Raw genomic sequence first — 14371 nt, 5'->3', positions numbered from 1 at the left:
GTATTACTGGTTGCCCGGCTCGTCCCCGATAAAGTGGATGGAGAACACTTTCCACTCGCCGTCTTCCTTATTAAAGACAGTTACTTGGCGGCCTTCAGGTGTATTTTCCACGCCCGACTCTTTATCCGTAAACGTGGTTTTCAGCGTCGAGAATACTTGGGCGCTTTCTCCCGTGTATTTTACGATCGTTTCATTATCCGTTTCACGCTTCATCGCTGTATTCGCAAGCATTTCCTCGGTCGCCTGACGCTCTTCTTCAAGATCATAGCCTTCCGTAGAAAGTGTAGCGAGATACCCATCGATATCCTGTTGGTTCAGCGTTTCGATGTAGTTATCAAAAGCGGCGAGAATATCGGCTTTTTCTTGTTCAGGCACATCCGCAGCTTCTTCTACTTTGTCACCGGACATACTGAATCCGACCTTCTTGTCATCTACTCCGTGGTCGATCGCGCCGCTGCCTGGTGCCGGTTCCTCGTTTACAGGAGCATTTGTGTTCTTGTCATCCGAGTTACCGCATGCTCCCAAAACAAGGGCCAGTGTAATGGATGCCGCTGCTAATTTTTTCTTCATAAGTCCCTCCGCGTAGAGAAAAAGACCTTCAGCGCACAAAGATCTTTTTCATGTTATTTCATTATTTTACTTCTACCCAGCCATTTTTGATAGCTGTGACAACTGCTTGCGTACGGTCATTTACATTCATTTTTTGCAGTATGCTGGAAACGTGGTTTTTAACGGTCTTTTCTGAGATGAATAGCGTTTCACCAATTGTTCTGTTGCTTTGACCGTCTGTCAGCAATTGCAGAACCTCACATTCACGCTTTGTCAGCAAATGAAGCGGGCGGCGAATATCGTTCTGCTGGAAAGAACCTTTATGTTCTCTCTCGCTCAAACGGCGGAATTCAGAAACTAAATTATGCGTGATTTTCGGGTGCAAATAAGAGCCGCCATTCGCCACTACTTTAATGGCTTGTACAATTGCATCCGCATCCATTTCTTTTAGCATATAGCCGAGGGCACCTGTCTTCAGGGCGTGTGTCACATAGGACTCATCGTCGTGAATGGAAAGCATAATAACGCGTGCATCCGGGAATTCTTTTACGAGTTCCTCTGTTGCGTCCACACCGTTCATACGCGGCATGTTAATATCCATCAGTACAACGTCCGGCTGGTACTCTCTGTATAACTCAAGCACCTCTGATCCGTCGTCTCCTTCAGCTACTACATTAAACGATTCTTCAAAATCCAAAATTCGTTTAACTCCTTCGCGGAACAATTGGTGATCATCTACTATCAAAATTTTTGTCGACTCCATATGCTATTCCTCCCAGTAATTACCTTACTTACATTTCATCATCTAATGGAATCTGAAAAAGAACAGAAGTGCCTTCCCCAATTTTAGAGGATACCTTCATTTTCCCTTTCAATAATTCCACTCGTTCTTGCATTCCAATTAAACCAAATGATTTTTCTTTTACTTCTTTTGTGTCAAAGCCAAGACCTTGATCTTTTATTAAAATATTGACGGTTTCGCGCAACCATTCGATTTTGACCCAAATTTCATCAGTTTTCGCATGCTTGATGCTGTTATTCACTGATTCCTGTATGAGCCGGAAAACCCCTACTTCAAAATTAGAAGCAAATCTTTTTTCTGCTCCGTTGCTTTGGAAGTGGATGATCAGCGGCGCCTCATATTCACTAATAGTCGATAAATATTTGCGTAACGTCGGAACAAGCCCCAAGTCATCCAATGCCATAGGACGCAGATCATAAATGATTCGCCGCACTTCAGACAATGCTCCTCTGACCATTTCTTTCAGATAGGCCAGTTCCCTCATCGCTTCATCCGGACCATGCTGGACAAACGTTTTCTCAATCAGGCCAGAACGCATCAGAACATTCGCCAGCATCTGGGCTGGTCCGTCATGAATATCGCGTGACAGCCGTTTCCGTTCTTCTTCCTGCGCCTGGATGATCTGGACCGCAAAATCCTGTTTGTGGCGGGCGGTTTCAAGTGCCGTGCTCACATCTTTTAAATCAGACGTTAAATAATTAATCACAGTCGTTACTTGGTTAACGAGCTGATCTGCTCTTTCAATTGTAGAAAGCAGCGCCATAAGCCGGCGTTCCAGCTCATCCCGCCTTTCGCGAAGCTGCTTCTCTTCCATTTTATTGATGGAGACACGTACAAGCAAGTCATTTGCCGCACTGTAAGCTTGTTTTACTTCTTCTTCACTATACGTAACAAAATCCTTAGATACTGCGGCCAGACGCTTTCGCGAATGACGGGACATATCTTCTAAGGAATCACCTTCTGTTATTACATGCGAAATACTTTCTTTCACTTCTGCCAGCTCTTTTTGCATTTCTTCATAACTTCGGCGGCTTTGTTCACTAATTAAGAAGATATCGCTTTTCGAACGATCCATCACATTTACCATGTTGCCGAAAATCTTTTCCATTTGTTGAATGTCAATCGCTTTCTCGTTCAAATAACTACCTCCCGCACCTGTCTATAAGAAAATCAGCAAAGTGAGCAGCATTGCAGTTTAGCCTAATTACTTATACACTTCATATACAGTATATCATTTTCATGATGTAAAAGTATTATAAGTATATTACAAATGTAGGGGGAACGACAAATGCGAGCTAATTATAAAACCGTGAAATTATACGGTGAAAGTGAATTCATTATTCAAAAGTCCCGCTTTCTGTCATTTGTCAAGCGCGTCGAGACAGAACAAGAGGCCATGGACTTCATTGCAGAAATTAAAAAGAACCACCATACTGCTACTCATAATTGCTCTGCCTATATAATAGGTGAACATGACCATATACAAAAAGCAAATGATGACGGAGAACCTTCAGGCACAGCCGGCGTTCCCATTCTGGAAGTTCTCAAAAAACAGCAGCTGAAAGATACCGTAATTCTCGTGACACGCTATTTCGGCGGCATCAAACTGGGCGGCGGAGGATTGATCCGCGCTTATGGAAGAGCAGCTTCTGAAGGCATTGCGGCCACGGGAGCAGTCGAAAGAAAGCTGCACGCAGTAGTCAAAACATCTATTGACTATACATGGCTCGGCAAAGTCGAAAACGAAGTACGCCAATCAGCCTTTCCGTTAAAAGAGATTGTCTATGAAGAGGACGTCGAATTGTTTTTATATGTTCCGAAAGAAGACGAGAAGTTATTTGTCGATTGGATGACAGAGCTGACAAACGGCCAGGCTGTCATCGACATAACGGGTCATGAATTTCTGGAATTCGACATCTGACTATACGTCCAATCAAAAAGCGGGTATAATGGCAGTAGATGATGCCGCCATTCTAACGGCGCAAATTCATTTTTTTACCAGAAAAAATTATACCGAACTGCTTCTGAAAGTCCGGTATATCTTTCAATAAATTCGCCATTGACGGCTCTTCCTGCCGTACTCCCTGGAGGTATAAAATGAAAAGAGAAGAATATAAGAGGAAAAAGGGATCGAAAACGAAGCGCTTCTTTAAAATAGCCTTGTTCACATTCCTCCTCGCTGCAATAGCCATTTCGGCATACGCCTTCAAATTGCATAATCAGGCGGTACATGTGCTCGATCGCTCCTATGAACCGATTGCAAAATCAGAGCCGCCTGAAATGTATGTAGAGCCCGCTAAAGATAACGTTTCTATCCTGCTGATCGGCGTCGACGAAAGTGAAGCACGCCTGGAAAGAGAAAAGCACGGAAGATCCGATGCACTAGTGCTTGCCACATTAAATCCAAAGGCTAAAAGCATCAAACTCGTCAGCATCCCGCGTGATTCCTATGTCTATATTCCACAAGTCAATTACAAAGACAAAATTACCCACGCCCATGCGTACGGCGGAACAAAAGCATCTATTGATACCGTCGAAGAATTATTTGATATTCCAGTTAACTATTACGTCAAAATGAACTTCAACGCTTTCATTGATGTCGTAGATGCACTGGGCGGCGTCGAAGTCGAAGTGCCGTACGAACGCATCGAGAAAGATGAAAACGACAAAAACGCAATCCATCTGATGCCGGGACTGCAGCGTTTGGACGGACGCCACACACTGGCCCTTGCACGAACACGCAAACTCGACAATGACATCGAGCGCGGCAAACGCCAGCAAATGATTCTCCAGGCAATGATCAAAGAAGCCACATCTCTTACATCCATTACCAAATACGGAGACGTCATTAACGCACTCGGGGAGAATATGAAGACAGACATGACTTCTAAACAAATGCTGTCCTTTATCCAATATATAAAGACCGGACTTCCTGAAGTGGATACACTCACACTGAAAGGCTATGACGATATGTCCACCGGCATCTACTACTACAAACTAGATGAACAGAGCTTGGGTGAAACAAAGAAAATTCTAAAATCCCATCTCGGCCTGATTCCCGACTCTTCTTCCTTAACCGAACTCGACATAAACCAAACCTCCGCCTCATCCCAAACGGCTTATCAATAAAAATAGTCAGCGATGGAACCTCACCGGGTTTCATCGTTTTTTTATTGCGGATTTATTGTGCAGGCCGCGGGGATGTTGAACTGGTTTTCGGGGGAGGTTTGGGGTTGTGGCTAGGGGCTACTCTATGCCCAATGAGCGGATAACCGACCACTATGAGCGCTTGCAAAGCCTCATAGAGCGCAAAACAAGAAGTTATGAGCGGTCACCGGCACACATAGAGCGCTCACACAGCTGCTATGAGCGCTTATCGGAATTAATGAGCGGTTGCGGTTGCGCCGGAATCTGCCGATCATGTGCACCGCCACTCTACAACTCTCCCACAAACATAAGACTGCGAATGAAAACAAAGCCCAATGAGCGGATAACCGTCCACTATGAGCGCTTGCAAAGCCCAATAGAGCGCAAAACAAGAAGCTATGAGCGGTCGCGGGGACGCATAGAGCGCCCACAAAGCTGCTATGAGCGCTTATCGGAATTAATGAGCGGTTGCGCCGGAATTTGCAGATCATGTGCACCGCCACTCTACAACTCTCCCACAAACATAAGACTGCGAATGAAAACAAAGCCCAATGAGCGAATAACCATCCTCTATGAGCGCTTGCAAAGCCCATAGAGCGCAAAACAAGAAGCTATGAGCGGTCACGGGGACGCATAGAGCGCTCACACAGCCACTATGAGCGCTTAACAGGATTAATGAGCGGCAGCCGCCGTAATCTCAGCAAATCATACACCCCACTCTCCCTCCAAAAAACCAACAAAAGTGCAACGAAGTGGAAGGCGGCGACCTGGTTGGCTCGGCGCGGGTCCTCCCGAACGCGTCCGCCTGGAACGCAGTGCAACGGTGCCTTCCCCTTCCCTTTTCTCATTACTTCATTACTTCATCACATCAAAAAAAGCCCCCATCCGCTCCAAAGCAGATGAGGACTTTCCTAACTTACTTGCCAATCATGCGCACTAAATTTAACAGCGGACGATAATTCGCACCTGCCAAACCGATTAGCTCAACGAACAATTCGATGACAATCAGCATGACGAAGATGAGAAGCAATGCGCCCCAAACCGTTGCCTGCGAAAACAAAACGGCCGCTGCGCCAAACAAGATCGCAATACCGTAAATAGTCAGCACGGCTTGTCTATGCGAAAACCCTACGCGCAGCAAACAGTGATGCAAATGCGACTTATCTGCCGCTGTAATCGACTGTTTCATGCGGACGCGTCTGACGATCGCAAAGAATGTATCTGAAATCGGTACACCCAGCATGATAATCGGGATAACTAATGATACAACCGCTACGTTCTTAAAACCGAGCAATGCCAGCACGGAAATCATAAATCCGAGGAAAAGCGAACCGGTATCGCCCATAAAAATTTTCGCCGGATGGAAGTTGAACACTAAGAATCCAAGCGAACTTGCTGCCAATATAGAAGCTGTTGCGGCAACGAAGATATCTCCCATTAATGCAGCCATTACGGTAATGGCGATCAAAGCAATAGTGGAAACACCCGCAGCCAGACCATCCAGCCCATCAATCAAGTTGATGGCGTTTGTGATTCCGATGATCCAGATAATTGTGATTGGAATACTGAAATATCCGAAGTCCAGTTGGCCGAGAAACGGTAAATTGATGAACTCAATTTGCAGTCCGCCCCACAGGACAACGACCAATGCAGCAACGAGCTGGCCTGAAGCTTTTGCTTTCGCTGTAATTTCTAACATATCGTCTAAGAAGCCAATCATGACGATCAGTACCGCACCGACCAGGATACCGACTGCGTGCTCGTCTTTTGGCAACAAAATAGCATATCCAATAATAAACGCACCAAAAATTGCGAGTCCGCCGATTCGAGGCATGATTCTCGCGTGAACTTTCCGATAATTGGGACGGTCAACCGCACCGATCCGATACGCGAGTTTGATGACAAGCGGTGTTAGTATGATTGCAGCGATAAAAGCTACAGACATTGCAATGAATAACATGTCTTTCCTCCCCAATTAGCATTAAGTACATATCACCTCATAGTATAACATGGTTGCTGATAGATTTCATTATTTAGTACGCATTACTTAATCATTCCCTTACTTGCTTGCATACAAACATCAAAAAACACTGTTATCAAGAGGTTTAAAGCATTTTGCACAAAGTTGCGGCAGAGCAAGTCTATTCTTCTTCCCTTCCAGATATAGATAGTCTTTTGCCGGGCTTTTTGGTAAAATGAATAGGAATCTCTCATTATAGACGGAGATTTATAAAGGAGCGTCTAACTCATGTTGAAAATCTTTAAACGTAAAACTGGAACGAGTGAACGCCAGCTGCGCAAATACCGTAAAATTGTGGAGCAGATCAATTCACTCGAACCCAAATATATTGCTATGTCCGATGATGATTTGTCAGGAATGACGAATCATTTCAAAGAACAATTAGAAGAAGGCGCAACCATTGAGAAGATCTTGCCGGATGCATTCGCCGTCGTACGCGAAGCGTCTAAACGGGTTCTCGGGATGCGTCATTTTGATGTCCAGCTGATCGGCGGAGCCGTGCTGACCGAAGGAAACATTGCCGAAATGCCGACTGGTGAAGGGAAAACTCTGGTAGCGTCTCTCCCCTCTTATGTCCGCGCACTGGAAGGAAAAGGCGTACACGTCATCACAGTCAATGACTATCTGGCGAAACGTGACTTTGAACAAATCGGTCAAATTCACCGCTTCTTAGGATTGACTGTCGGATTAAACGTGCCGATGATGCAAGGTCCGGCGAAGCAGGCGGCATACGAAGCAGATATTACGTATGGTGTCGGAACGGAATTCGGATTTGACTACTTGCGCGATAATATGGTGCAGCACCCTTCACAGAAAGTGCAGCGTCCCTACCATTTCGCCATTATTGATGAAGTTGACAGCGTGCTGATCGATGAAGCAAAAACCCCGTTGATTGTAGCGGGTAAAATGCAGGCGGATGCAGATCTTCACCATATCGCAGCCCGTCTTGCCAAACGTTTTAAAGTGAACGAAGACTTCGACTTTGATGATGCAACTAAGGCGACTTCCCTTACCGAACAAGGAATCGAAAAAGTCGAGAAAGCATTCGGCATCGGCAACTTGTATGATCTGGATCACCAGACGCTGTATCATTACGTCATCCAGGCAGTCCGTGCATTCGTCATTTTCAAGCGTGATGTGGATTATATCGTGCGGGACGGAAAAATAGAACTGGTCGATATGTTCACCGGCCGGATTATGGAAGGCCGGACTTTATCAGATGGTCTTCATCAGGCCATCGAGGCAAAAGAAGGCGTCGAGATTACGGATGAAAATAAAGCCCAGGCACAGATTACGATCCAAAACTATTTCCGCATGTATCCAAAACTTTGCGGAATGACAGGCACGGCGATGACACAGGATAAGGAATTCCGTGAAGTTTATAATATGGAAGTACTTCAAATTCCTACGAACCGCCCGCGTGCACGAATCGATGCACCGGACTTCGTATATAAAACGACGGATGAGAAATACAGAGCAGTTGCCAAAGAAGTGGCGGCTCGTCACGCCAAAGGACAGCCTGTACTTGTCGGAACTACTTCCATTCTCCAATCCGAAGCCGTCGCCAAATACTTGCGTGATGAAGGATTGAGCTTCCACCTGTTGAATGCGAAAAGTGTCGAGCAGGAAGTTTCATTGATTGCCGATGCGGGACAGGCAGGCAATATTACTGTCGCCACCAACATGGCAGGACGCGGAACCGACATCGTACTCGGTGAAGGCGTCGAGGAAAACGGCGGTTTATTCGTACTGGGAACGGAAAAGCATGAGAGCCGGCGTGTCGATAATCAGCTGCGCGGCCGCTCTGGTCGTCAGGGTGATCACGGAGAAAGTCAATTCTATCTTTCTTTGGAAGATGAAATGTATATCCGTTTCTCCCCTGAAGAGCTGGAGAAGTTCCTGACGAAAGTCAAAACGGATGAAACCGGCAGAGTCTTGAATACCGATGTGCATGAGCTGACGGAACGCACCCAGCGCATTGTGGAAGGCGCACATTTCTCTATGCGTGAATATAATCTGAAGCTTGATGATGTCATCAATGACCAGCGTGAAGTAATCTATTCATTGCGCGACCGCGTGCTGGAAGGCAAGGATATTTTCGGCAAACTGAAGACCATGCTGTCAGAAACCGTCGAATTCGTTGTACTGGACAGCTGTCCGGATAATGAAATCGCAGACAACTGGGATTTTGAACGAATTGAGCGCACGATGAACGCCTTGCTGCTGACGCCGGTAGAATTGCCGCGTTCATTAGATAGAACAGCAGATATCATGAAAGAGTATGATAAAAGCATCGCAGAGTTGTTTGCATTTATCGACACATTCACTGATAATGAACAAGTAAGTCAGCTGCTGCCGCAGGTCATGTTGAGCTATATCGACACGATGTGGGTCAAGCATTTGGAAGTTATGACCCGCCTAAAAGAAGGAATTGGATTGCGTTCATACGGACAGGAAGATCCAATGCGTATTTACCAGCGCGAAGGCTTGCAGTTATTTGCTAAGCACTATCAGCGTCTGCGCAGGGATATTGCGTCCGAAATTATCGCATTCATGAAGCAACTCAATACACAACAGGAGGTTTCCCAATGAAACTCTTCAACTTATTCAAAAAGACTGAAAAAACCGGATTGGAAAGTACGGTAGAATCCGAAGAAATCTTAGAGAACGGCCAGGCAGGTTCAGGCGATGAAGATATCGAGACTGAATTATCACTTCATGAGCAATGGAATCTGACGCAGGAACAGGAGTATGTTTTCCGTTTTCTTGCAAATGAACTGGAGCCATTAAAGCCAAATCAAATCTCTTTATCTGGTATCGACATCGATTTCGAACCTGCAAATGACAGCTGGCTAGTAAAATCATTTTTCCGTTCTTCACTTGACCAAGCCATCACTGTAGGAACAATTGAACTTCTATTATTGGACGCAGAAGGCAACACAGCGGCTTCCGCGGAATTCGACCTGAATGAATTGGGTGAAATTCCTGCGCGCAGTGCACGTCCGTGGGTATTCGTTTTTGAAAAGAAAGACCAGCTGGCTGAAGAAATTCCCACTGAAAACTGGAAGCTGGCATTCAACGTACACTCCATGATGCCGCACCAATTGGAACTTGCCCCTTCCTGGGAAGAGCAGCTTCCTGCTGAACAAAAAGAAGCGCTGGCTGACATCGTTGAAGGTCTTCCAAAATTGAAGCCCCGCGAAGTAAATATCGCCGGTTTCCAAATACAGAAGCAAGATGACGGCAATATTGCCGCATCGGTCTTCGTCCGCAACGGCCACTCCAAGCAGATCAATATTGAAAAGCTGCCGCTTGAACTGATCGATGCGACCGGAGAACTGGTGGCACGGGGAACATTTGACCTGAAACCGCCACTTTCGGTAAAAGCAAACAGCACCACTCCTTGGACGTTCATTTATCCGAAGGAACTGATTGTCAAAGCAGAACCGGATTTCTCCCGCTGGACCATCCGCGTTCCTCAAGACGCAACTAATTAACATGCACCGGATACGAGATAAGTTCTCTCGCATCCGGTTTTTTTACATAAAAAAACGGTCTCCCGTAATGGAAGACCGTCCCCTATTTAAATACCTGCCACACGTTTGGCACCGATATAACGCTTGCCCCAATATACATCATTTACTCTATCTACACGCACGCCTCTAGATGTGGACGCATGCGCGAATTTGCCGTTGCCTACATAGATCCCTACATGGGACACCCCGCGGCCGGTTGTATTAAAGAATACCAGATCGCCGTTGCGAAGGTTTGACTTCTTTACAGCACGTCCTGATGCATACATAGCTTTGGACGTTCTTGCTACCTTTAATCCGTTTTGTTTAAATACATAGCCGACATAACCTGAGCAATCAAAACCTGCTCTAGTTGTTCCGCCGTAACGGTATTTGATTCCTGTAAGACTTGTTGCCGTTTTGGTAATATTAGTAGTTTTTCCTGCCGCTTCAGCTTGTCCCGAAAAAGGTGCGACAATTAATACAGCGGATAATGCAATAACTGATAGTACTTTTTGCAATAGATTCATAAGTTCCTCCAATAATAGTATGTATTTTTGCCTGTTTACTAGTCTGGCTGTTTATGTTGTATTAACATTAGCATTTTCAAATCCTCATTTTTATTACAGTAATGTAACAAGGTTGTTTCAATATGCGTATACTTTGTTACCTTTGAAATAATTATGGCTGTTTTTAACAAATGCATTCTGGTTATGTTATTTTATGACGTCAACATTATGATCCAACGCAAAAAGGGCTGCTGCAGAAGTCGTTACCGCTTCTGCAACAGCCCTTTTATTAGTTACTGCAATATTTCAGTCAATCTGTAAATCAGTGATGACTACGACGTCATCGTGACGTAATAGTTTAGTGATTGGCCAGTCTGCTGTCACTTCACCAGACTTTAACTTTTCCATTGCTGCGCGCTTTTTCTCTCCGAACGCAACCATAATCAGTTTCTTTGCATTGGTAATGGATGAGATCCCCATCGTTAACGCGATGTTCGGAATTTTATCATCATTTTCGAAATACTGACTGTTAACATCCAGCGTGGATTCTGTGAGTTTTGCAACATGTGTGACAGAATCAAATGACGTTCCGGGTTCGTTGAATGCAATATGGCCATTCTCTCCTACTCCAAGCAGCTGAATATCCAGCGGGTTGGAGTTCAGCTTCCGCTCGTACTCTTTGCACTCTTCATCTAAGTCTTCCGCCATGCCATTTGGAATATATGTCGCTTTGAACGGTTTTTTGCTGAATAAATGCTGTTTCATAAAGTATGCATAGCTATTAGGATTGTCTGCACTTAATCCGACATATTCGTCTAAATTGAATGCTGTAACATTTGAAAAGTCCAGCTGCGAGTTTGTCCATTCGTCATAAACCGGGATCATCGTGCTTCCTGTTGCCAGTCCCAGCACGTGCAATCTATCATGTTGAAGTTCTTCGGAAATCAGGTTGAAAACTTCTTTTGCTCCCTCTTCAGGGTTTTTCACTGTAATCCATTTAATGTTTTCCATTTCATACACCGTCTTCCTAGGTTTTACCTTATTATATTGTAATTTCAAACCGACGTACGGTCAAGAATCAGCCCGCATTTTTCTATTAAATTCTACCCTCTATCAATTACTGTTACACATTTATTTTCACCGCATAATTGATGGATTTTTCAGATAGTACGTTCTACCTGTTATGAATCACAAATGCGCATAAATGTGTATGTCAAAAGCATGTTAAGTGGTTGAACATATTGTGAACATTCCTCATAAATGTCCATTCATAGGGATTTCCCTAATTCTTTATTCCTCCTCCAGGATTATGATGAGAGTACGAATTACATTCAGAGAAGGAGGTGGCCGTGTTGAGCAAGAAACAGGTGTCTTCTAAAAACCAGCCAAAAGAAGAAGCGAATCTAAAAGGTACATTAATCATGGTAATGATTGTTGGTATCGTTATTCTTGTCATGTGGTTCGGCGCTTACGGATTATTCATATCTAGATAATGAACAGCATTAAAGGAGGAAATACTATGCATTTGCATAAATACGAAAAGGTTTGGCTAGTGTTCGGATTAGGCTCATTGGTTTTATTCTTACTAATTATCGGCTTTGCAGCGTTCTGGAAAGGAACACATCCGCAAAGTCACATTGAAACAATCGATCCGCAGAACGTCGAAGCAAACGAATCATTCCAGCCTGAGAATCTCGGTCTGACAGAAGTTGCTGACGGAAAGTATGTTGTCAATATGGTTGCGTCCGCATTTAACTACGATTTTGGTAAAGAAGATGACGGAACCGCTACTAAGACGATTCGTGTGCCTAAAGGTTCCACAGTTCTTTTCCAAATTACAAGTAAAGATGTCGTCCACGGATTCCAAGTGGCAGGCACAAATGTCAATATGATGGTGGAACCCGGACATATTAGCCGCTTTGAAGCCGTCATGAAAAACAGCGGCAAATTTACAGTAGTCTGTAATGAATATTGCGGCATCGGTCACCATTTGATGTTCGGCACAGTGGAGGTGTATTAAGCTATGGAACTATTTAACTTCTCGAAAAAAGAATCCAGACTCTATATGGCCTTTATGCATGTCACATTCATCTCGCTCTTAGTCGGCGGTTTAATGGGACTGCTCCAGACTTTGGTCCGTTCAGGAAAATTTACATTACCATTTAATATTGACTATTACACGATTTTAACAACACACGGCGTAGTACTGGGTCTTGTATTGACTACATTCTTCATCGTAGGCTTCCAGTTCTCTCTTATGGGAAAAACAGTCGGTATTTCCGACAAACAATTAAAATGGGGCTGGATTTCATTTTGGGTAATGCTAGTCGGAACTGTATTATCTGCGTGGATGATCTTAACAGGTGAAGCATCCGTATTGTATACATTCTACACACCGCTTCGCGCACATCCGGTGTTCTATATTGGATTGGCAATGGTTATTATCGGCAGCTGGATTGCTGCATTCGTAAACTTCCGTCAATTATATGTATGGAAGAAAGCACATAAAGGTGAAAAATCTCCATTACTTGCGTTCATGGTCGCCATTAACATGATCATGTGGGTTGTTGCATCACTTGGTGTAGCGTACTCAGTTGTTGTTTTAATCTTACCTTGGTCACTCGGTTATGTCGCGACAGTCAACGTGTTACTGACGCGCACACTATTCTGGTACTTCGGTCACCCGCTCGTATATTTCTGGTTATTGCCTGCTTATATGGCTTGGTATGCAATTATCCCAAAAATTATCGGCGGAAAGCTATTCAGTGACTCATTGGCAAGACTTGCATTCATTCTATTGCTGATGTTCTCGATTCCAGTCGGATTCCATCACCAATTGACTGAACCGGGAATTGACCCGACTTGGAAATTCATCCAAGTAGTCTTGACATTCATGGTCGTCATCCCTTCATTGATGACTGCATTCTCTCTGTTTGCTACTTTTGAAATTACAGGAAGAAAAAAAGGGTATACATCCCTGTTCGGCTGGTTTAAGAAACTGCCTTGGAAAGATGTTCGTTTCTTAGCACCGTTCGTAGGTATGGCAGCGTTTATTCCAGGCGGAGCAGGCGGTATTATTAACGCTTCCCACCAGGTAAACTCTCTTGTCCATAACACAATCTGGATTACCGGGCATTTCCATTTAACGGTCGCAACAACTGTCATTTTGACGTTTTTCGGTATTGCGTATTGGCTGATTCCTCACTTGACAGGACGTCGTTTGACTCCGAGATTAAATAAATTAGGAATCATTCAGACATTCATCTGGGCGATCGGTATGACGATCATGTCTACTTCCATGCACATTCAAGGTTTGATCGGCGGACCGCGTCGTTCAGCTTTCTCTGAATATGCAGGCGGAGATCAAGTTTCCACATGGATCAGTTATCAGTTGTGGCAGGCAGTCGGCGGAACCATTCTATTCATCGGTATTCTGCTGATGTTCTACATCTTTATTCAATTGGCATTCTTCGCACCACGCGGTTATGAAGAATACCCGATCGCTGAAGAAGAGCCCGATGCAGAGAAAACACCAAAGATTTTGGAGAACTGGTACTTATGGATCGGTATCACTATCGCTTTGATATTATTTGCGTATACTATTCCGATGATCGATATTATCAAGCACTCACCTCCTGGATCTATACCATTCGACTGGCCTATCGGACGTTCTTAACCAATAAAAAAGCCCGTGAAAATCCGAAACCGGAATTTTCACGGGCTTTTTTTACAGCGTTCAACATAGTAATCGCTTTCAATTAATGACTTCTATAATTTATTGACTAATCTGAATATATATTCAATTTTACTAAAAAACCGGAAATTACGCTCA

13 protein-coding genes are annotated in these 14371 nt (G+C 44.4%); 7 read left to right on the top strand and 6 right to left on the bottom strand.

What is annotated here, in order from left to right; all coding sequences use genetic code 11:
• Nucleotides 1–3: 3 nt before the first annotated feature.
• The 3 genes from SporoP37_RS12990 to SporoP37_RS12980 form a co-directional block, all read right to left on the bottom strand.
• Entirely contained in the window at nucleotides 4–570 is a 567-nt protein-coding gene (locus tag SporoP37_RS12990) for a nuclear transport factor 2 family protein (RefSeq protein WP_085431171.1), read from the bottom strand.
• A 61-nt stretch (nucleotides 571–631) separates the two neighbouring features.
• The gene (locus SporoP37_RS12985; protein WP_081244066.1) at nucleotides 632–1312 is read right to left on the bottom strand and encodes a response regulator; all 681 of its coding nucleotides are present in this window, start codon (nucleotides 1310–1312) and stop codon (nucleotides 632–634) included.
• Between the two features lie 28 nt (nucleotides 1313–1340).
• Entirely contained in the window at nucleotides 1341–2489 is a 1149-nt protein-coding gene (locus SporoP37_RS12980) for a sensor histidine kinase (protein ID WP_196796793.1), read from the bottom strand.
• Between the two features lie 150 nt (nucleotides 2490–2639).
• Here SporoP37_RS12980 and SporoP37_RS12975 point away from each other — a divergent pair, with 150 nt between their 5' ends.
• The gene (locus tag SporoP37_RS12975) at nucleotides 2640–3272 is read left to right on the top strand and encodes a YigZ family protein (RefSeq protein WP_085431170.1); all 633 of its coding nucleotides are present in this window, start codon (nucleotides 2640–2642) and stop codon (nucleotides 3270–3272) included.
• Nucleotides 3273–3448: 176 nt separating this feature from the next.
• A complete protein-coding gene (locus SporoP37_RS12970) occupies nucleotides 3449–4480 on the top strand; it encodes an LCP family protein (protein ID WP_085431169.1) in 1032 nt (343 codons plus the stop codon).
• 934 nt (nucleotides 4481–5414) lie between these two features.
• Here the strand turns inward: SporoP37_RS12970 and SporoP37_RS12965 are convergent.
• Nucleotides 5415–6458, bottom strand: coding sequence for a glycosyltransferase family 4 protein (locus tag SporoP37_RS12965; RefSeq protein WP_081244063.1), 1044 nt, complete (start codon nucleotides 6456–6458; stop codon nucleotides 5415–5417).
• A gap of 288 nt (nucleotides 6459–6746) precedes the next feature.
• On the opposite strand from SporoP37_RS12965, the gene secA2 reads away from it, so the two are divergent.
• Nucleotides 6747–9110, top strand: coding sequence for an accessory Sec system translocase SecA2 (secA2, locus tag SporoP37_RS12960; RefSeq protein ID WP_085431168.1), 2364 nt, complete (start codon nucleotides 6747–6749; stop codon nucleotides 9108–9110).
• Entirely contained in the window at nucleotides 9107–10015 is a 909-nt protein-coding gene (locus tag SporoP37_RS12955; RefSeq protein WP_085431167.1) for an accessory Sec system S-layer assembly protein, read from the top strand. The genes secA2 and SporoP37_RS12955 overlap by 4 nt, the downstream gene beginning before the upstream one ends.
• Before the next feature lie 86 nt (nucleotides 10016–10101).
• Here SporoP37_RS12955 and SporoP37_RS12950 read toward each other — a convergent pair whose 3' ends face one another.
• Both SporoP37_RS12950 and SporoP37_RS12945 read right to left on the bottom strand, forming a co-directional pair.
• Nucleotides 10102–10560 (bottom strand): C40 family peptidase, encoded by a 459-nt coding sequence (locus SporoP37_RS12950; RefSeq protein ID WP_099662764.1) that lies wholly within the window; start codon nucleotides 10558–10560, stop codon nucleotides 10102–10104.
• Between the two features lie 285 nt (nucleotides 10561–10845).
• A complete protein-coding gene (locus tag SporoP37_RS12945; protein ID WP_232329766.1) occupies nucleotides 10846–11550 on the bottom strand; it encodes a glucosamine-6-phosphate deaminase in 705 nt (234 codons plus the stop codon).
• A 341-nt stretch (nucleotides 11551–11891) separates the two neighbouring features.
• On the opposite strand from SporoP37_RS12945, the gene SporoP37_RS12940 reads away from it, so the two are divergent.
• Genes SporoP37_RS12940 through SporoP37_RS12930 form a run of 3 tightly spaced genes read left to right on the top strand, consistent with a single transcriptional unit; the run spans nucleotide 11892 to nucleotide 14215 of the window.
• A complete protein-coding gene (locus SporoP37_RS12940; RefSeq protein WP_232329765.1) occupies nucleotides 11892–12032 on the top strand; it encodes a cytochrome c oxidase subunit 2A in 141 nt (46 codons plus the stop codon).
• A gap of 26 nt (nucleotides 12033–12058) precedes the next feature.
• A complete protein-coding gene (locus SporoP37_RS12935; protein ID WP_085431166.1) occupies nucleotides 12059–12559 on the top strand; it encodes a cytochrome c oxidase subunit II in 501 nt (166 codons plus the stop codon).
• 3 nt (nucleotides 12560–12562) lie between these two features.
• A complete protein-coding gene (locus tag SporoP37_RS12930; RefSeq protein ID WP_085431165.1) occupies nucleotides 12563–14215 on the top strand; it encodes a b(o/a)3-type cytochrome-c oxidase subunit 1 in 1653 nt (550 codons plus the stop codon).
• Nucleotides 14216–14371 lie beyond the last annotated feature (156 nt).

The sequence above is a fragment of the Sporosarcina sp. P37 genome, from assembly GCF_002109365.1.
Classification (GTDB): Bacteria; Bacillota; Bacilli; order Bacillales_A; family Planococcaceae; genus Sporosarcina.
This window is presented reverse-complemented; position numbering and strand designations above follow the sequence as displayed.

What these genes read in the sequence shown, in the direction of transcription:
- SporoP37_RS12990 (WP_085431171.1), bottom strand. Translation starts at nt 570, where the DNA reads ATGAAGAAAAAATTAGCAGCGGCATCCATTACACTGGCCCTTGTTTTG.
- SporoP37_RS12985 (WP_081244066.1), bottom strand. Translation starts at nt 1,312, where the DNA reads ATGGAGTCGACAAAAATTTTGATAGTAGATGATCACCAATTGTTCCGC.
- SporoP37_RS12975 (WP_085431170.1), top strand. Translation starts at nt 2,640, where the DNA reads ATGCGAGCTAATTATAAAACCGTGAAATTATACGGTGAAAGTGAATTC.
- SporoP37_RS12970 (WP_085431169.1), top strand. Translation starts at nt 3,449, where the DNA reads ATGAAAAGAGAAGAATATAAGAGGAAAAAGGGATCGAAAACGAAGCGC.
- SporoP37_RS12965 (WP_081244063.1), bottom strand. Translation starts at nt 6,458, where the DNA reads ATGTTATTCATTGCAATGTCTGTAGCTTTTATCGCTGCAATCATACTA.
- secA2 (WP_085431168.1), top strand. Translation starts at nt 6,747, where the DNA reads ATGTTGAAAATCTTTAAACGTAAAACTGGAACGAGTGAACGCCAGCTG.
- SporoP37_RS12955 (WP_085431167.1), top strand. Translation starts at nt 9,107, where the DNA reads ATGAAACTCTTCAACTTATTCAAAAAGACTGAAAAAACCGGATTGGAA.
- SporoP37_RS12950 (WP_099662764.1), bottom strand. Translation starts at nt 10,560, where the DNA reads ATGAATCTATTGCAAAAAGTACTATCAGTTATTGCATTATCCGCTGTA.
- SporoP37_RS12945 (WP_232329766.1), bottom strand. Translation starts at nt 11,550, where the DNA reads ATGGAAAACATTAAATGGATTACAGTGAAAAACCCTGAAGAGGGAGCA.
- SporoP37_RS12935 (WP_085431166.1), top strand. Translation starts at nt 12,059, where the DNA reads ATGCATTTGCATAAATACGAAAAGGTTTGGCTAGTGTTCGGATTAGGC.
- SporoP37_RS12930 (WP_085431165.1), top strand. Translation starts at nt 12,563, where the DNA reads ATGGAACTATTTAACTTCTCGAAAAAAGAATCCAGACTCTATATGGCC.